Origin of the sequence: Idiomarina loihiensis (assembly GCF_024584785.1) — a bacterium.
Classification (GTDB): Bacteria; Pseudomonadota; Gammaproteobacteria; order Enterobacterales; family Alteromonadaceae; genus Pseudidiomarina; species Pseudidiomarina fusca.
Genome location: NZ_CP074112.1, coordinates 538,747 through 559,109, shown reverse-complemented (window position 1 = coordinate 559,109; position 20,363 = coordinate 538,747). Strand labels below are relative to the sequence as shown.

At 46.3% G+C, this 20,363-nt stretch carries 11 protein-coding genes; all 11 read right to left on the bottom strand.

The genetic code is table 11. The annotated features are described in order from the left end of the window. Positions 1–17 precede the first annotated feature (17 nt). Positions 18–3,197: an efflux RND transporter permease subunit gene (locus KGF88_RS02585; RefSeq protein WP_153826972.1), complete on the bottom strand. Its 3,180-nt coding sequence runs from the start codon at positions 3,195–3,197 to the stop codon at positions 18–20. A 4-nt stretch (positions 3,198–3,201) separates the two neighbouring features. Beyond that, entirely contained in the window at positions 3,202–4,407 is a 1,206-nt protein-coding gene (locus KGF88_RS02580) for an efflux RND transporter periplasmic adaptor subunit (protein WP_153826971.1), read from the bottom strand. 96 nt (positions 4,408–4,503) lie between these two features. Continuing rightward, the gene (locus KGF88_RS02575) at positions 4,504–6,465 is read right to left on the bottom strand and encodes a monovalent cation:proton antiporter family protein (protein WP_110075424.1); all 1,962 of its coding nucleotides are present in this window, start codon (positions 6,463–6,465) and stop codon (positions 4,504–4,506) included. Then, a complete protein-coding gene (locus tag KGF88_RS02570) occupies positions 6,465–7,355 on the bottom strand; it encodes a DMT family transporter (protein ID WP_153826970.1) in 891 nt (296 codons plus the stop codon). Before KGF88_RS02570 ends, KGF88_RS02575 begins: the two co-directional genes overlap by 1 nt. A 26-nt stretch (positions 7,356–7,381) precedes the next feature. Then, the gene (gene tilS, locus KGF88_RS02565) at positions 7,382–8,410 is read right to left on the bottom strand and encodes a tRNA lysidine(34) synthetase TilS (RefSeq protein WP_153826969.1); all 1,029 of its coding nucleotides are present in this window, start codon (positions 8,408–8,410) and stop codon (positions 7,382–7,384) included. Then, on the bottom strand, positions 8,397–9,353 hold the full coding sequence (gene accA / locus KGF88_RS02560; RefSeq protein ID WP_110075427.1) for an acetyl-CoA carboxylase carboxyl transferase subunit alpha: 957 nt from the start codon (positions 9,351–9,353) through the stop codon (positions 8,397–8,399). Before accA ends, tilS begins: the two co-directional genes overlap by 14 nt. A gap of 18 nt (positions 9,354–9,371) precedes the next feature. Continuing rightward, positions 9,372–12,866 carry a DNA polymerase III subunit alpha gene (gene dnaE, locus KGF88_RS02555; RefSeq protein ID WP_153826994.1) on the bottom strand — a complete coding sequence of 1,165 codons (3,495 nt, stop codon included), beginning with the start codon at positions 12,864–12,866 and terminating at the stop codon, positions 9,372–9,374. Between the two features lie 107 nt (positions 12,867–12,973). Further along, the gene (locus KGF88_RS02550; protein ID WP_153826968.1) at positions 12,974–13,213 is read right to left on the bottom strand and encodes a hypothetical protein; all 240 of its coding nucleotides are present in this window, start codon (positions 13,211–13,213) and stop codon (positions 12,974–12,976) included. A gap of 54 nt (positions 13,214–13,267) precedes the next feature. Then, positions 13,268–16,579 carry an AAA family ATPase gene (locus KGF88_RS02545; protein WP_153826967.1) on the bottom strand — a complete coding sequence of 1,104 codons (3,312 nt, stop codon included), beginning with the start codon at positions 16,577–16,579 and terminating at the stop codon, positions 13,268–13,270. Positions 16,580–16,732: 153 nt separating this feature from the next. Further along, positions 16,733–18,958, bottom strand: coding sequence for an NADP-dependent isocitrate dehydrogenase (locus KGF88_RS02540; RefSeq protein WP_153826966.1), 2,226 nt, complete (start codon positions 18,956–18,958; stop codon positions 16,733–16,735). A gap of 126 nt (positions 18,959–19,084) precedes the next feature. After that, a complete protein-coding gene (locus KGF88_RS02535; RefSeq protein ID WP_153826965.1) occupies positions 19,085–20,293 on the bottom strand; it encodes an EAL and HDOD domain-containing protein in 1,209 nt (402 codons plus the stop codon). Positions 20,294–20,363 lie beyond the last annotated feature (70 nt).

Genomic DNA, 20,363 nt, shown 5'->3' with positions numbered 1-20,363 from the left:
CGGCCAATAGTTTAACATTATGTGACACTATTGTGTTGTGCTGATTTTGGGGCCGGTGGTTTGGCCAAGCCATACCAGCTCAACATAGTCCTCATGTTACGCTTGGTATCATCAAGAATCAGGTACAAGCATGGAATTAACAAAAGCGTGATCACGGTAGCGAACAAAATACCGAACGCCAATGAAATCGCCATTGGAATTACCAGCTTAGCTTGCATACTGGTTTCTAACACAATAGGTAACAGACCAAAGAAGGTGGTTAACGAGGTTAGGATAATGGCTCTGAAACGCGCTGCGCCAGCTTCCGCAACGGCTTTACGCAACTCCACGCCATCCGCACGCGCGCGGTTCACATAATCAACCATAACCAAGGAGTCATTCACCACAACCCCAGCCAAGGCAATGATACCGAATAGGCTCAAAATCGAAATAGGCATGCCAATAACCCAGTGGCCCACCACCGCACCGACCATACCAAACGGAATCACCGACATGATGATCATCGGCTGACTGTATGAGCGCAACGGAATTGCCATCAAGGCATAAATAGCAAATAGAGCTAGAGCAAAGCCAATTGCTAATGAATTAGTTGCTTCGGCTTCATCTTGCGATGCCCCCTCTAGCTTATACCCCACACTTGGGTATTGATCTAAAATCGGAGGCAGTTTTTCGGCCATCACTTGGCGTACAATCTGAAACGGCTCTACACGGTCTTTATCGACACGAGCTCGAACGTTTACAGACCGCTCACGGTTGATACGTGTAATCGTGTTGTAGCCTTTAGCAAAACGTACGTTGGCTAATTCAGTGAACGGAACTAACGACCCATCAGCGGTGCGCAGTTTCATGTCCTCTAAATTACCCACCGACTGACGTTCATCTAACGGATAACGAACCATGACTCGAACTTCCTCATCGCCCCGCTGAATCCGTTGCGCTTCAGCACCATAGAAAGCATAGCGCACCTGTCCTGCTAGTTCTTGCAGACTGATACCCATAGCTGTCGCAAGTGGCTTTAACTCGAGAATTATTTCGTCGTTGCCCTCACCAAAGGTGTCTTCAATATCGAACACCCCGTCAAACTGCCCCAACTCTTGTTTGAGTAGGGTTGCAGCCGCCGATAAGTCTTGTAGATTTTCGCCAGTTAGCTGAAATTCCACATCAAAACCACCGCCACCGCCAACACTACCTTGAAAGTTGAGTGATTTAACTCCAGCAATTTCTGGTACCTGTTGGCGCCAATCATTGATGAACTTAAAGCCATCAATGTTAATGTCATCGCCCTTCACCAACTCGGTCATGACGGTACCACCAGTGGTTCCCGACATCCAAGTATTGACGTGTTTAACAAGAGCCATGCCACCTTCATCCTCGGCACGAGCATCAACTGCGCGCAGCGCCTGCTCAACTTGTTGTAAAGCGCTGATGGTAGCTTCTTCAGACGAGCCAGGTTGCATCTGCACTTGTGCTTGAATGAAATCGCCCGGAATATTCGGGAAGAATACCCACCGCACCACGCCACCTGAGATCAGACCAATCGCCAAAATAAACATAGCAATAAAACTAGCTAAGGTGGTGTAGCGATAATGAAGGCACTTGGCTAAAAACGGGCGATAGTATTTATCAACAAACACTTTTAAGCCGTTTGAGATCTTATTTCGTACCCGCTGAAAGCCATTTTGCTTGTCTGTCGCCGTTTTAGAAAATTTCATATGGGCAATGTGAGCTGGCAAAATCAGCTTAGATTCGACTAACGAGAACGCTAAACACAAAATAACGACCCAAGCGATGGATTCCCAAATAGCCCCCATCCCGCCTTCAACCATTAACATCGGAATAAAAGCGACCATAGTGGTGAGCACCCCGAAGGTTGCAGGCATAGCTACTTTCTTGGCTCCTACCACCACGTTATCAATCGATTTCCCATTGGCTTCTATTTCCGAATAGGCACTTTCGCCTATGACAATGGCGTCATCCACCACTATCCCCAGCACTAAGATAAAACCGAACAACGAAATCATGTTGATAGAAATATCGAACATGGGTAACGGCATTAGTGCGATGGTACCTAAGAAACACAAAGGAATGCCAATCATCACCCAAAAAGCGAGATGCAGTTGCAAAAACAGTGACAGCATAATGAACACCAAAAAGCCGCCAGAAATCATATTACCAATCATCAGATCTAAACGATCCTGTAGGTAATAAGAGGCATCTCCCCAGTGTGCAATATTGACATCGGGTGGTAACTCTTTCTGTTTACGTTCGGCGTAGTTGCGCACCACCTCAGCTATTTTTAAATCGTTTTGATTACCTACTGAATCGACCCGGATAAAGGTTGCGGGGCCACCATCGAATTGAGTAAAACGTCTGCTTTCAATAAAAGCATCGTTTACGGTAGCTATGTCGCCAAGCGTTAAGCGAGTTCCATCGGGGCGATTAATTAGGGTGATTCGCTCAAACTCATCTCCCACGTAGGCTTGGTTATTAGCACGTAATAGAATATCGCCATTGGGAGTACGAATTGAGCCCCCAGCCACATCAATCGAGGTGCCTCTAACCGCCTGTACAACATCTTGGAAGGTTAAGTTATAACGTTGTAAATCAGCCTCAGAAATTTCAATCGATATTTCATAATCCCGTGCACCCACTACCTCAACCTTGGTGATACCACCAATATCTTTGAGCTCGTCACGAATCGATTTGGCTAACTCTTTCTGAGAATATTCATCCATAGCACCATAGATACTCATCCAGATCACTTGGCGTTGCGGACGAATACGATAAATATTTGGTTTTTCAATCTGTTGAGGAAAGCTTGGAATGGCATCGATGAGCATTTTCACCTCATCCATAACCACCTGCACATCGTAGCCACTTTCAACTTCAATCGACACCGAGCCACTACCTTCACGGGCCGTAGAGGTGACACGCTCAATGCCGTTAACATCTTCGATGGCATCTTCAATACGCACCAATACGCCTTGCTCTACTTCTTGTGGAGCCGCACCAGGAAAGGGTACTTGTACACTAATTATATTGAGTTCAATTTCGGGGAACATTTGCTTGCGCACTTGCCCCACCATAAATAAGCCGGTGATGATAATCAGCGCCATCAATAAGTTGGCGGCGACACTATTATTCGCCCACCAAGCAATAAAGCCCTTCTTGGGGTCTACATCATAATGACTACTCATGGTGTTACTCCTTTACCTGAGCAGTTTCAGCCACCGGGGCTTCTTGCTGTGCAGGTAACGGGTCACCCGCTAAACGCACTTTCATGCTTGGCAAAGCATTGGGTAGCTGCGTCAGCATAACACGGTCGCCGGTTTTTAAACCTTCATTGATAATCAGCGAATTTTCTTCACTACGAAGCACGTTAACGGTTCGCGACTGCAACCGTCGCTCGTCATCAACCACCCAAATCTTGCCATTCACAGTCATGGCATGGCGCGGTATCACAAACACCTGTTCAGCCGACAAACCTTGAATTTTCAACTGTACGAAACGGCCAAAACGTAAAGGCGTTGCATGACTATTGCCACTTTGATTGTATGGATCTGGCACTTCTACCACACCATAAATCACTCGGCTGTTGCTATCTAAGATACCTTCGCTTCGTACCAAAGAACCGCGCCAATTGAATTCTTCACCAGCAACATTACTGGTAAGCAAAACTTCAGGATAAGCGCCACTATGGTTCGCTTCAGGTAAATCTAAGTAGGCAAGATCGCGATCGCTCAAAGGAACTCGAATTTCGGCAACTTCAGAACCATAAAGCGTAGCTACTTGACTGTTCATGCTAACGAACTGCCCCATATCCACCCCTTTATTTTGCATAATGCCTGCAAAAGGCGCTTTAATCTGGGTCCGTTCTAAATCGCGTTTGGCTTTTGCCACCGCAGCTTCAGCTGATTGCACGGCAGCTACTGCACTGGCTACTTGCGGCTCACGAATACCTAGTGCCGGAATTTCACCCATTTGCAGCGATTCCCATTCTTCTTTAGCCACTTTTGCACGTGCACTTTCTTCTGCCAAAGCTGCTTTTGCTTGAGCTAAATTAGCTTGGGCTGTTTGTAAGGCTACTTGGTAATCGGCAGGGTCTATCTTGATCAACACTTCGCCAGCGGTAAAAAAGCCGCCATTGACAAACTTAGGTGAAACCTCAACCACTTGGCCACTTACTTGGCTGACAATATTAGTCATATGCTTGGGCATCACATTGCCCTGCCCAGCCACTTGAAAGTTAATGGTTTCAGGTTTTGCTTCAAGTACCTCCACCAATATCGCAGGACGCTCCATAGAGCGTTGCGGCGGCTGCGGGCGCAGCATACTTAAAGCCACTAACAACAAAATAGCGATGATGATAATCAGCGGGGGTAACAGCGCTCGTTTTTTAAATGCCATGGAATGTTGCTTCCGTATTAAGAAATTATCGACCTATATAGTATGAAGCATCATTTATTAAGCTGTTAGTAACAATGTGTTAGCAGTTGTTAACACTTACCCATTTAATAAATAACTTTCTCCTGCTTCAATCGCTCTTGGGCTACCAGCCAGCAATACCACGTCATCTTGCTGCAAGGTGAAGTCGCCATGTACCTCAGTAAACTCTTGTTCCGCCCGGCGTACGGATTTTACTTTGATGTTTAAATCATCTAGCTGCAATTGTGCTAATTGCTGGCCACATGCATACGAATGTTCGGGTAAAGCAACTGCATGAAGAAACTGTAAACGATCTAGTTTTTCCGGATCCATATCCGTGGTTTCGCCAGGATAAAAGCCATGCATATCGCCGTAATGGCTGCGTCTAGCATGATCTAACCTGGTTAAAATTCTACGGATAGGAACGCCGGAGCGGCTCAATATTTGTGATACCAACATCAAGCTTGCTTCCAACGTATCCGGCACTACTTGAGTTGCACCAGCTTCCATCATGGCTTGTAGACGAACGTCGTCTCTACTTCTTACAATAATTTCTGCGTGCTCATTCATGCCACGAAGAGCCTTTAATACTTCCAAGGCACGCTCATCTTCAGCAAAGGTGATAATAATTAATTCTGCTTCATCGGCATGAACTGCTTTTAGGATATCGCGGCGGCTAGCACTGCCGAAAAAGACTTTAGCCCCGCCAGCAATAGCTTCTTGAACTCGCTTAGCGTCGTGATCAATAGCTAAGTAATCAATACCTTCAGTAGCTAGAAACCGAGCGACTGTTTGTCCTACCCGTCCAAATCCAAGCACCAACACCCGGCTACTATCGCCGTTAGGTTGTGGCGGTAACGTCTCATTAGCTGCTGAAGCCTTAGGTAGCAATGGCGCAATAATCGAGTTGCAACGTTGAATCGCCAGTGGTGTTAGTGCCATACCAAACACCCCGACCCCGACAATCATCGAAGCTAATTCAGCAGGCAGAAGTTGGTACGTCAGCGCCAACGATACCAGCACAAAGCCAAACTCACCCATCTGAAACAGCATTAATCCAGAGCCCCAAGCATCTTCTGCTCGTTCCCCCATTACTCCAGCTATACCACGCACAATCAGTAGTTTAACTAAACCAATGGCAACAACCCCTAGAGCAATCCAATGGAGGTTATTCACAAATACTTGGAGATCGAGTTGCATCCCTACCGTAGTAAAAAACAACCCCATTAAAATATCGCGAAACGGTCGAATATCGGCCTCTAACTGGTGTTTGTACTTACTCTCACCCAGCATCATACCTGCTAAGAAGGCACCCAGAGCCATCGATAGCCCAAACAATTGAGTCATTCCACCAGCAACTAGCGCCACCAATAGCGTAGCCAAAACAAATAATTCATCTGTTCTTAACTTAGCAATTTCACGAAATACATGCGGCAGTAACCATTTACCGATTGCCATCAGCACTGCCACAACTAGAGCTCCTTTGAGCAGCGCAATCGCCAGACTTTGCCAAATAGCCACATCAGAACTTGCTGCCAGCAATGGAATAATAATAAGCATTGGTACCACAGCAATATCTTGAAACAATAATACTGCGACGGTCATTTGGCCTTTGCGGCTGGTTAACTGGGCTGATTCACCTAATTGTTTAATCACCACTGCCGTACTAGACAAAGCTAAGGTTCCCCCAATCACGAAACCTGCAGCCCAATCCCCTAACCATAAATAAGCAGCGATGGCAAACAAGGCCGTACACAGAACTACTTGCCCTGCGCCCAAGCCAAACACTAACTTGCGCATAGCAATCATTTTGGGAAGCGAGAATTCAAGCCCTAACGAGAACAGTAATAACACCACTCCAAGCTCTGCAATAAAATGGTATTCATCAGGATCATGGATCCAGCCTGTGATATCTGGTCCCGCTATAATCCCTGCCACTAAATAAGCTAAGATAGCCGGCAATTTTATCCGCCGAAATGCCCACACTAGTACAACCGCAATGGCGAGTAACAAGAGTACATCGGTGAACGCGCTATTCATTAGCTCTCCCGTAAGCGATAAAGTCCCACACAAATTAACGACAAGCCGATAAGCGTGGTCACTTGAATGGTCTCGTGTAACACAAAGTAAATTAATATTAACGAAATAAATGGACTGAGAAAAATTAAAGTTGAGATTTGTGCGGTTTTTGTAGCTAACCGCATGCCCGTTAGCCACAAGAAAAAGGTGATTCCCATTTCAAATAAGCCGACATATATTCCGGCCCAAAAGCCCGTGCTAAACCAGGGCCAAACGATACTGTTGGTAGTTGGTTGCCACCACCATTGGCCCACATGTAATAAGGCTAACCATAGACTACCGAACGCAAAACACCAAAATAAAGCTGGTACTGGTTTATCGGTATTTTTGGTATTAATTAACCAGTAACTGGCCCACAACAAGGTGCTGGCTAACGCTAAACCGATGCCAAGCCAGTTGGTTTGACGCAAATCCCAATGGCCACCCGTGGCAATTAGAAACACTCCAGCGTAAGCCAATAACATGGCAATCAGTTCTTTGCGAGTGAGACGTTGTTGCAAGAAAGGCACCGCAAGCAGACTCATGGTAATAGCCCAAGTATAATTAATTGCTTGTGCTTGTTGTGCGGGAAGTTGGTCGTAGGCAGCAAATAACACCCAGTAGTAGGCTGTTGGGTTTATCAGCCCTAGGCCCAAATAAAATAACCAACGTTGCCGGCCTAAGCGCAAGGTTTCTCGCCAACGCCCTTGCATGGTTAAAATAACCGCAAAGGTAACTACACTAGTGATACTGGCTATGGTCAGTAGCTGCAACGGCGACAAGTCCCGTAGTGCTAATTTAAACGCAGTCGCCACAGTTGACCATAACAGTACGGCCATCAAAGCAAGATAAATAGCCTTGCGCTGGTTCATCTCTATCCTTGTGCTGCGGGGATTGCTTAGCGTTTTTTGCTAACCCGCGTAAGAGTTAATAAACGATCTTTGTTATCGGCAGTGTGACGACTCACCAAACAATCGGCCCAACCCACCTTAGGGCGTGCATTATTATCTGTGTTAAGCATCTGTTCACGCAACTGTTCTAGCTGTGCAAAAGAAGGTAGTGGCGCTTGTTGTTGTTGCAACCAAAAGCGCAGAATACCGCGTTGTAACTCGGCGCTCTGCCCTACCATCCAACGACTAGCTAAACGTCCTTGAGCATCTATATGAGGTGCCACCCGATCTGCTAGTAATAGTTCTAATAGTTGCTGGTTTTCTGCACAAAGTTGAGTGCTGCGGAGCACGGCATCGCCAAAATGGGGCCAACGCTGTTCAAATAATGGCACCACTTGATGACGTAAAAAATTGCGCTCAATGCTCACATCGTAGTTGGTATCATCTTCAATCCAGAACAATTGTCGAGCGTGCGCATACTGGTAGATTTCGGCTTTACTGATGCCCAATAGTGGCCGCCACCAATAGCGTTGATGCCGTTGCATGAATTTAGCCATGGCCGCTAGCCCTTTCGGTCCGGCACCTCGCTTTAGCTGCAAGAACAAGGTTTCAATTTGGTCATTGCGATGCTGTCCCAACAACAGCACTGCGTCCGGTTGAGTTAATTCAACCAGACGTTGATAACGTGCATTGCGGCCGGCTGCCTCTTTGCTAATACGCGCCCCCAGTTCAACCTGAAGCGGTTCGCAAATAAACGGAAATTGCCGCTGTTGGCAGTCTGCCACCAAACCAGCGGCCCAAGCGGCTGATTTTTCATGAAAACTATGATCTAAATGAATAGCTAGGTAGGTGTATTCCGGATGCGTTTGCCGAAAACGATCGGTGAGGTCTAATAAGGTTTGCGAATCAGCTCCGCCACCAAGGCAAACCACCAGCTGTTGTCCTGGCACTAAAGCCAATTCAACTAACTGGTGGCTAAACTGCTGGAAGAGTTGCTCTGCCCAGCTATCCGATAGGTTATGCTTAACAGTATCCAAATGACATTAACTTCTGATAACGCTGTTCTAACCGCTCGGCACTATCAAGATTTAGCAATGCTTGCAGATCATCTGCTAAGCGTTGCTTTAAACGCTCTGCCATTTGCACATGGTCACGATGAGCGCCACCGATAGGTTCTTCAATAATAGTGTCGATTAAGCCTAACTCTTTTGACCGTTGGGCTGTGACCCCCATAGCTTCAGCGGCTAGTGGAGCTTTCTCTGCACTCTTCCACAAAATAGAAGCACACCCCTCTGGCGAAATCACCGAATAAGTAGAGTATTGCAGCATATTTACTTTATCACCCACACCAATGGCTAACGCGCCACCAGAACCACCTTCACCAATAACGGTACAAATGATTGGAGTATTTAATCTGGCCATGACTTTTAGATTACGAGCGATCGCTTCAGACTGACCGCGCTCTTCAGCACCGATGCCAGGATAAGCACCTGGGGTATCAATGAAGGTAATGATGGGCATTTTAAAGCGTTCAGCCATCTCCATTAAGCGCAATGCTTTACGATAACCTTCAGGCTTAGGCATGCCAAAATTACGGCGGATTTTTTCTTTGGTTTCACGACCTTTTTGATGACCAATAACCATCACTGGTTGACCATTAAGACGCGCTGTACCACCAACAATGGCCTCATCGTTAGCAAAAGTACGATCGCCAGCAAGCTCATCAAAGTCTTCAAAAATATGCTGAATATAATCCAACGTGTAGGGCCGCAACGGATGCCGAGCTAATTGAGCTACTTGCCAAGCGCCTAAATCGCCAAAGATTTTAGCTACCAGCTGTTCACGCTTTTCTTGTAATTTAGCAATTTCTTCTTCAATAGAAATATCAAAATCGCCCTTGGCGCCAACCGCCTTCAGCTCTTCAATTTGTGCTTGTAGCTCAGCGATAGGCTGTTCAAAATCTAAAAATTTAAGACTCATTATGGCTCCTATTTGCCATTAAAACTCGAGTTCAACATGATCCTTACCAAGCTGCTGCTGCAACTCGTATAATAATTCGTCCGTGGGCGTTACATACCACTCAGTGGCAGCATGAAACTGCGCCTGCACTTGAGGCTGCTGATATTGCAACAATAGCGGGCAACTACCTTGTTTATAAGGCTCAATCAATTCCACTAGACGTTGCAAACCAGCGCCAGCTAACTGTTCTTGTCGAACCGTTAGCTTCAAAGCCTTAGCATACTGCTCGCGCATACCTACCAAGGTCATAATTTCACGTGCTGTCATTGTATTGGCAGACGAGTAATCATCAAAGCTGACCTCTCCTTTTACCACCAATATTTGATCTTTTTCGAGCAAGTGTTGATAAATTTCGTAATCTTTCGCATACACCCGAAAATCAAAGCGTGCGGTTTTATCATGTAAGGTAACAATAGCCCAACGCTGTTGCTGACGATTTAACATGGTACGCACATCTACCACTAACCCGGCTACTGTGGTGGTTTGGTCGCGCCCAGTTGGCTTCACATCAGCCAATGCGCAGGGCACGTAATGACGCAACTCACGTCGATAACGATTAATCGGGTGGCCAGTTAAGTATAGTCCAAGAGTCTCACGTTCGCCCTCCAACCAAATCACTTCACGCCATGGCGGTACTTGCACGAACTCGTGCTCAATGGTCACATCATCAACAGCTGAGGTTAGCACCCCAAATAAATCGGCCTGCCCCTGGGCTTCGGCACGCGCATGCTGTTCAGCCTGACGCATCGCTTTTTCTAAGGTTGCCATCAGCGCTGCACGATGAGGCCCAAGCGAATCCATTGCACCAGCTTTAATAAGTTTTTCGAGCACTCGGCGATTCAGCTTTTTTAAATCAACCCGGCAGCAAAAATCAAACAGATCAGTAAAGGCGCCACCTTCATTGCGCGCCTGCAAAATGGCTTCAATAGGAGCCTCACCCACCCCTTTTATGGCACCAATGCCGTACACAATACGCTGCTCGTGATCAACCGTAAACTTGTACTGACCAGCATTAACATCGGGCGGTAAAATGGTGAGCCCCATGTTTTCACATTCATCTACTAGCGTTACTATTTTGTCGGTATTATCCATATCGGCCGACATCACTGCGGCCATAAATTCTGCTGGATAATGGGTTTTCATCCATAGCGTTTGGTAAGAAACCAAGGCGTAAGCGGCCGAGTGCGATTTGTTAAAACCGTAACCGGCAAATTTTTCTACCAAGTCAAAGATTTTAATCGCTAGCTCACCATCAATACCATTTTTACGTGCGCCTTCTTCAAACACTGCACGTTGTTTGGCCATTTCTTCTGGTTTTTTCTTGCCCATAGCACGGCGTAGTAAATCCGCACCACCTAGTGAATAACCGGCTAACACCTGCGCTATCTGCATCACTTGCTCTTGATAAAGGATAACCCCGTACGTAGGTTCCAAGATCGGAATCAGAGATTCGTGCTGATAGTCTTTGTCAGGATAAGACAGTTCTTCTCGGCCATGCTTACGGTCAATAAAGTTGTCCACCATGCCTGACTGTAACGGGCCTGGCCGAAATAGCGCAACCAAAGCAATAATGTCTTCAAAGCTATCGGGCAACAACTTCTTGATCAGTTGCTTCATGCCAGCTGATTCTAATTGAAACACCGCTGTGGTTTGGGCTTTCTTGAGCAAGGCGAAGCAAGCAGGATCTTCCAACGGAATTTTAGCAATATCAATAGGTTCAAGATCAGCTTTAGCACGATTGGCATTCACCATATCCAATGCCCATTGAATAATGGTTAGTGTGCGCAAGCCCAAAAAGTCGAACTTAACCAGACCTGCTGCTTCTACGTCATTCTTATCAAACTGAGTAACCGGCTGTTTACCCTCTTCATCGCAATATAATGGTGCAAAATCGGTGATTTTATTGGGCGCTATCACAACCCCACCGGCATGCTTACCGGCATTACGGGTGACCCCTTCTAAAATCCTAGCCATATCGATGATGTCGCGAACATCATTATCTTGCTGATACATTTCAGCTAAACGCGGCTCAATTTCAAATGCTTTAGCTAGGGTCATCCCTGGGTCGCCAGGTACTAACTTGGTGATTTTATCAACAAAACCATAGGGATGACCTAACACCCGACCGACGTCTCGAATCGATGCCTTAGCGGCCATAGTGCCAAAAGTAATGATCTGAGAAACGGCTTCACGTCCGTAAAGATCAGCAACATGATCAATAACTTCATCACGCCGATCCATACAGAAGTCAATATCAAAATCGGGCATGGATACCCGTTCTGGATTCAAAAATCGTTCGAACAGCAAATCTAATTCAAGTGGGTCTAAATCAGTGATTTTTAAGGCATAGGCAACTAACGAGCCTGCGCCTGAACCTCGGCCGGGGCCAACCGGAATATTGTTGTCTTTAGACCACTGGATAAACTCCATCACGATCAAGAAGTAACCAGGAAAGCCCATATCATTGATAACTTTAAGTTCAATATCTAAACGCTGGTCATATTCCACGCGTTTAACTGCACGTTCTTGCTCATCTGGAAACAGATCGATAAGACGTTGTTCTAAACCTTCCTGCGATTTTTTTACTAAAAAATCTTCTGGGGTCATCCCTCCCGTTGGAAACTCAGGCAATACATATTCATCAAGCTTTACCGTCACATTACAGCGTTTTGCAATTTCCACCGTATTAGCTAACGCTTCCGGTATGTCGGCAAATAGCTCGGCCATTTCTGCTGGGCTCTTGAGATATTGCTCAGCACTGTAATTGCGTGGTCGGCGCTTGTCGTTCAGTACATAGCCGTCAGATACGGCAACTCTGATTTCATGTGCGTTAAAATCTTCTGCACGCAAAAACACGACTTCGTTGGTCGCTACCACTGGCACCTGCTGCTGCGCTGCGAGATTAACCGCGGCATGAATGTAGTCATTCTCGCCAGCACGCCCAGTACGTACCAGTTCTAGATAAAAACGATCGGCAAAATGCTGCGAATAAAACTCCAGCAGCTGGGCAGCCTCTGCCGGCTTGTTGGCCAGCAAGGCACGGCCAATATCGCCATCTCGGCCGCCCGAGAGTAACAAAATTCCCTGCTGATGATCGGCCAACCATTCTTTATTAATACAAGGCTTGCCGCAGCGATGCCCAGCCAAATAGCCACGACTAATTAAGACAGTCAGTTGCTGATACCCTTCATTCGTCATTGCTAAAGCGGTTAATCTGAACGGCTGTTCTTTGCTGTCTGGAGACCAACCGGCTGGCAATACCCACAAATCGCAACCAACGATAGGTTTTAATCCCTTATCGTGGGCCGCACGATAAAAGCGAACTAGCCCACACATATTCATTTGATCGGTTAATGCCAAAGCTGGCATTCCTTTAGCCACGGTAGCTTCACAGATAGGTTTGACCTTAGCCAACCCATCAATCATTGAAAAATCACTGTGAACTCGTAAATGAATAAAGCTAGGTGCTGTCATATCTGGTGGCATATTCCGCTGCGAAACAAAAACAAGGGGGGTATTGTGCCGTATGCGCAAGCTAATGTCATGTCAACATCCTCTTGCGCTACTGCACTTAAGCCTGCTTACGCTGGGCCAATAAAACAGTCGATACCTTCTTCAGACAAAGCGGCTAAGGCTTCATCAAGGGCTTCTTGATCTGTTGCAAATTCATCTTCCCACAGGGTTGAATTATTGCCGGCATCAACAATTTCAAGAATCCAACCACTCTCACCTTTATAAATATCAATAGTAACTGTCTGCTCATTAGCTGAGTAAGTTTGCGTTAACGGACTTTGCTCAATGTTATCTTCAGTTGTGCTCATGCTGTTCTCTCTATGCTGGGCTGAAATACCATGAAGGGTCGTTGGTTATTATACCTAGGCATCAGCAAATAGCTCATCTATTTCATCGCCATAAAGTGACTCATTGCGATATAACGCAGCGGCAATTTTATGTAACAACTCTTGCTGTTGTGCTAATAAGGCAGCCGCTTGCTGTTGCCCTTCGGTCACCCAAAACTTAATCCGTTCGGCCACCAAGTCAGCCTGTGCTCCGGTTAATTTCACTTGTTGCAAAGCCGCAGGTGTCACCGGTCCGAATACCTCATCTAAACCGTATTGACATACTGCCGCTTCGGCTAATTGGGTGGCATAACTGATATCACTCGCTGCTCCAGTGTTAGCTTCACCACCTAAATCAGCGTAAGCTTCCGCTTCTCGTCCAGCCATACTCATGGCTATTTTCGCTTTGATCTCTGCCATGGTAGTTGCCGCTAAAGTTGCATCTTTATGGGTAACAACAAAACCAAGCGCATTGTTGCGCGGTTCAATGGTGGCAAAAGGCACGTCATAATGCGGCATCAATAGACGGGATACGAGTAAATGACCAGCCTCATGATAGGCGACTAATTTTTTCTCTTGCGGTGATTGACCTAGGCTTGTAAGCGGCGCCCCATAATGGGCAGCAGTTACAGCCTTACGCAGTTGAGCAATAGTAAGACCAGCAGCGCCATGTTGTTCTACCTGCTCAGTGAGCATACATAAGCGCATTGCTTTTTCTAACTGCGCTCCACTCATACCTTGTGTCATTTCAGCAAAATCAGCCAATTGCTCGCTGCTCAATTGCACCCCATAACGATGAGCAAACATTTCAAAAAAAGCCTGCCGAGCAGCTCTATCTGGCAAATCACAGTGCACAGGTTCATCTAATCTGCCAGCTCGCAGGAGTGCTGGATCTAGACGCTCGGGATAATTAGTGGCAGCAATCACAAAGACCGGCTCGGCTGCAGCTTGTAGGCCATCTAAATTGGTCAGTAACGTATTCACCGCCGAGGTGTCTGCGCCAGCACGATCACGACGGCCAGCAATCATATCTATCTCATCGATAAAGATAATGCAGGGCGCAATATCACGCGCAGCAGAAAAAATCTGCTGAATTTTAGTGGCGGTACCATGTTGTACTGAACTCACTAAATCGTGGGTATTAATATTCAAAAATGGTAATTCCGTTTCGCCAGCTACCGCCTTGGCTAACATGGTTTTTCCGGTACCTGGAGGGCCGGTTAACACAATGCCTGCTGGCATAGCTAACTGGCGTCGTTGTAACAACTCGGGTTGTTTTAGCCAACCTAAAACCCGTTGTAACTCGGCTTTAGCACGTTGCAATCCCACCACATCAGCTAAACGCACGCTCGGCCGCTCGCGCAGCAAGCCTGGCACCCCAGCGATAACTCGTGAAGAACTAACATTGGTAGTGAACTTGGGATTTACTAAACTTATCTTTAGTTGGCTACTATCGAGTTGCAGGTGGTAGTCATAATCAAATCGCTGTTCTTGCCGCCGGCCAATCTGCAACCTTGCATTAACTTCAATCAAGCGTTGCAATCGGGTCGGGGTTGCCAATAGGCTTGCAGCAGAAATCACCTCATCGAGTAAGTCAAATTCATCATCATCAATCGTGTGTTCCGCCACCATCAATAAGGGTACGCCATCAGCAAATCTGTGTAATTGACGAATAGCAGCAGCCAACTCGGCCAGCTCGGGTGTGGCACTAGAACTATCAGCACTCACACCGGCGGCAATTAATACCGCAGCGTACTGACTCACTTGATGTTTTAATTCTAACGCAGCCACCAGTGATATAGCTTGCCATTCATAACGCGGCAGCTGCTGTTGAAGGTGTGCAACCAGTGCCGCTGGACAATTGATTAATAATACTTTGTGGCTGCCGCGCACACGTTCGTAACAGCTCTCATCTAAATGCAATTGCAACTGAGTAATCTGTTGTAACTGTGCGCTCGTTAACTGCCTAAACATGTCACGCTTAGCACCCGCCAAAAGATTATTGGCAACACCCTGAATACCTCGAGCAGAGGGTTTAGGTAGTTGCGCAAACAGTAAAGCCGCATAAAAATCCACAGTAAAATCTAAATCAACCACTGAGAAGCCTGCTTGCAAATAGTCCCGCACACGCAGTTCGGCAATGGCTAAGAGCGTACTGGCACTGAGCGGCTTAAATCGTATTGCTGCCCCACTTTTTAATCGGTCAACTAATTCTGGTGTTAAGGCCGGCTGACTATCGCCCGGACGTTTGGCTTGACGCAGAACATCAAAGACATCTAACTCTCCCATTCCAGTGGCTTTATTAAATTCTGCTTGGCCTAGGTTGGAAGTAAAAATAACAATCGTCTGCGAAAAGTCAGCCACTTCATTCGAGGTGATATCCGTCATGCGACCACTATCTAACATGCTAAGCATGGATTGAATCACACTAGGATGAGCTTTCTCGATTTCATCAAATAAAATCACGGAACGCGGATAACACTGTACGTGGCGAGTTAAGTCACCTAACGCTGAGTCAGTATAATACGAGCCAGACCCAGTCAATTTCATGTATGCTTTGTCGTCAGCGTAGGCTTCCATACTAAACTCACGAAAGCGATACCCCGAGCCGGTAGCATCACTCAATGCATGGGCGTAGCTGCGTGCTAACTCTGTTTTTCCTACCCCACTGGGCCCCACAAACGTGAAAATAGCTCGTTGTCGGCCATTATCGATACAACCGCTTGCTAACTCATGTCTCACTACAGTTCGTACAGCATGGGATTGCCCCAATACACGCCCTTGGAGGTAGTGCTCCAGTTGTTCAATGTGAGCTTTTATATCAGCTAAGCTACGAGGCGGATTAAGCGCTATAAACTCTGCGAATAATTTACTGTCGCCCGAGCTTGCATACTGGATAAGTAGATCAATAAAGTGCTCTGGGCTGGTCACTGCGTTACATTTACAGCCTAACTTAAACTCCACAAAGGGCTCAAACACTCTTTTAAAACGCTCGGCCACCTCAAACGCACAACGAAACCAATCCTTGGTGGTATCGGTTTTGTCCTGAAAGCTGCGCTGCGGAATGATAGTATCCATGGTTTCGCGAAAGCGATACACGACAGCAGGGTAAACTAAGGTAGCGGGCGTTCGGCGTAACCGCTTTGCCCAGAGTTCCGCTAATACAGGAGTGCTTAACAACGCACTTAACACCTGCACATCTTCGATGCCTATGACATCCCAGGTAGAGGGATCACGATGCCCTCCTGGCTGCTTGGTGTATTGCATCACTGCTTCAGCGTCAACTAAGTTCGCAATGTATAACTGGCGTAGAAAGGCCTCAAGTACAGGGTGTTGATACAGGCTCATGAATCAATATCTCTTATCATTGTTAGTCATTGATTTGCACCAAGATTAACACCTTGCCTCGCAATAATCACAAATTAATCTATGTTTAGCCATAAAAAAAGCCCCGCACTAAACACTAGTGCGGGGCTCTTCATGACTCTTATTTGCTATGACTTACAAGCGCTCAAGTGCTTCATTTAACGTTGCAGATGGGCGCATCGCCTTCGCAACTAAATCAGCATTTGGTTCATAGTAGCCACCGATTTCTACCGGTGTACCTTGCACTTGATTTAATTCAGCCACGATAGTTGCTTCGTTTTCAGTTAAAAACGCGGCCAACTTACCAAATCGCTCAGCTAACGCTGCATCCTTGGTTTGTGCAGCTAATGCCTCAGCCCAATACATGCCAAGATAGAAGTGACTACCACGATTATCAATCTGCCCTAACTTACGCGCTGGTGATTTATCGTTCTCTAAGAACTTAGCAGTTGCTGCATCCAACGCATCAGCCAGCACTTGCGCGCGATCATTGTTAGTACGCTGTGCTAAATGCTCTAACGATGCTGCTAATGCCAAGAACTCGCCTAGCGAATCCCAACGTAAGTAGTTTTCTTCTACAAACTGCTGCACATGTTTAGGTGCTGATCCGCCTGCACCAGTTTCGAATAAACCACCGCCGTTCATCAAGGGTACAATCGACAACATTTTAGCTGAGGTTCCCAACTCAAGAATCGGGAATAAGTCAGTCAAATAATCGCGCAATACGTTCCCAGTAACAGAAATCGTGTCCTTGCCTTCTTTCATACGCGCCAGCGTGTGCAAGGTCGCTTCTGTAGGTGCCATAATGCGTAAATCGAGGCCATCTGTATCATGCTCTTGCAGGTACTGATTTACCTTTTTAATTAATTCAGCATCGTGAGCTCGTGCAGCATCCAACCAGAATACCGCAGGCATACCACTTAAGCGTGAACGATTGACTGCCAACTTAACCCAGTCACGAATGGGCGCGTCTTTTACTTGGCACATCCGCCAAATATCGCCTTTCTGCACGTCATGAGAAAACACTTGCTCACCGGCTTGGTTCACTACGACAACGGTACCGTCGGCAGGAATTTCAAAAGTTTTATCATGTGAACCGTACTCTTCCGCTTTTTGAGCCATCAGGCCTACGTTCGGAACGGTACCCATAGTGGCTGGATCAAATGCGCCATGTTGCTGACAGAATTCAATCGTTGCTTGATACACACCCGCATAACAGCGATCAGGAATCATCGCTTTTGTATCTTGGGTTTTACCATCCGCATCCCACATCTTGCCGCCATCACGAATCATCGCTGGCATCGATGCATCAATAATCACATCACTAGGCACATGAAGGTTAGTAATACCCTTATCTGAGTTCACCATAGCTAGCTTAGGTTGCTCGCTGTACACTGCCGCGATATCCGCTTCTATAGCGCTGCGTTGGTCGGCTGGTAAATCTGCGATCTTGGCTAACACATCACCAAAGCCGTTCGTTGCATCTACGCCTAGCTGCTTGAAGGTATCCGCATGCTTAGCAAACACATCTTGGAAGAATACAGTTACGGCATGGCCAAACATGATGGGATCAGACACCTTCATCATGGTCGCTTTCAAATGCAAAGATAACAGCACACCTTGTTCTTTTGCTGCTGCTGTTTCAGTGGCAAAAAACTCGCGTAATGCCTGCACGTTCATACTTGCCGCATCGACAACTTCGCCTGCCATCACTTTAACGGATTCTTTCAGTACTGTTGGGCCAGCTGGAGTATTTAGAATAATTTTCAGATCATCTGCGGCAGCAAAGGTGGTTGATTGCTCACTACTGTAAAAATCACCATCATGCATATGCGCCACGTGAGTTTTGGAGTCTTTACTCCAACTTCCCATGCGGTGCGGATGTTTTTTAGCATAGTTTTTTACCGATGCTGGAGCACGACGATCTGAATTACCTTCACGCAAGACAGGGTTTACTGCTGAGCCTTTAATTTTGTCATAACGCGCTTTAATATCGCGTTCTTCATCCGTTTGTGGCTCAAATGGGTAATTCGGCAACGCATAACCTTGGCTTTGTAATTCTTTAATAGCTGCAGTTAACTGTGGAATAGAAGCACTGATATTAGGCAATTTAATAATATTGGCTTCAGGAGTTTTGGCTAACTCGCCTAATTCTGCCAAAGCATCATTGATGCGCTGCTCTGGCTTTAAGTATTCTGAAAAATTAGCAATGATTCGACCCGCTAAAGAAATATCACGAGTTTCCACCACGACTCCTGCAGCATCAGTAAACGCACGAATAATCGGCAGTAACGAATACGTTGCTAAACGAGGAGCTTCATCTGTTTCTGTGTAGATAATCTTTGAACTATCAATCGACATAGTGATTCCTATTCATCAGTTCAGGCCTAAAAAGTGATGCGGATTATAGCAGGATCAGGCGCCGTGCACTAGCGCCTGCATCTTATACAAGGGTCGTAACTGGTAGGGAATATTGCCAGTATAGAGTTATTGACTAGCTCCAACGTGGCTTAGCAGCTGTTCTACTAAGAAATGACATTGTTGATAAATTTCAAACAGTTGTTCTTGCCTTTGCAAAGGTCGTTTCATCGCTAGGTCGTACTCGAAGCGCTCTACTGCCGCCAGCACCACGCCTAACTCACCTTTGCCTTTTAGGACAGCATCGCGGACATTATCAGCAATATTAAGACCTTCAATAAACTGAGTTTTATCTAACCCTAATAGAATATCAGAACCAGACAGTAAACCGGCTAAAAAAGCAGGCCCAGAAAGTCGATTAAAAGGGTCTTTAGCACGAACTAACTCGCTACACATATAGGCCCGAGTCAATACTAATTTCGCTTGTTCAGGCGTATGTCCTTGCACGGATAAAATCAACAACACCCACTTTCGCAACGGCTCTAAACCCAAGAGCATGACGACTTCTTTAAGTGATTCAATTTTGCGAGTCAAACCATAATAAGGACTATTGGCGATTCGGAGCAAGTTAACGACCAACACCGGGTCGGTTTGTAAGGCTGCCACGATCTCATAAAGCTCGGGTTCATCGACAAACAGCTGATTAATCAACAAGGTTAATTGCTGTGCTGCAGGCGAACGCACTTTTGTGCCCTCAATCAGTTTGGGTCTAGCTAGGAAGTACCCCTGAAACAAATCAAAGCCAAGCTCACGATACTGATTAAGCGTAAGCTCATCTTCAATCCGCTCGGCTAGCCACAATACATCAAGATGCTGCAACTGCTGCAACCGTTGCTGCGCCAGCTCTAATCCTGTTCGCTCGATATCAACCTTGATGATTGCAGCAAATTCAAGCAGTGGATCCCAGCTTTGTTGAAATTCAAAATCATCCAAAGCAAACCGAAACCCTTTAGCGACCCAATTTTTTATTGCCTCAATAATTTCTGCTGTTGGCTCTAACCGTTCTACGAGTTCAATAATGACATGTTCTGGTGCAATCGGCAGAAATTGCCCAGAGAGCAGAAAATCCGTGGATACATTGATACAAACTGGTTGCTTGTGATGTTCTACATAGTCTAAGACGCCAGTACAAAGGTTAAATAACACCTCACTGGTAGCCACACTGTCGCCAACTTCAAAGGCAGTAATGCCATGTTCGTGACGGTAAAGTAACTCATGCGCATAAACCTTGCCTTGGCGATCGTAGATAGGCTGAGAGGCGAACAAAACATCAGGCATTCAAAAACTCGCTGTTACAAAATATTTACCTGCTTATATACCAAAAAAAAGAGGACAGAGCCAGCTCTGT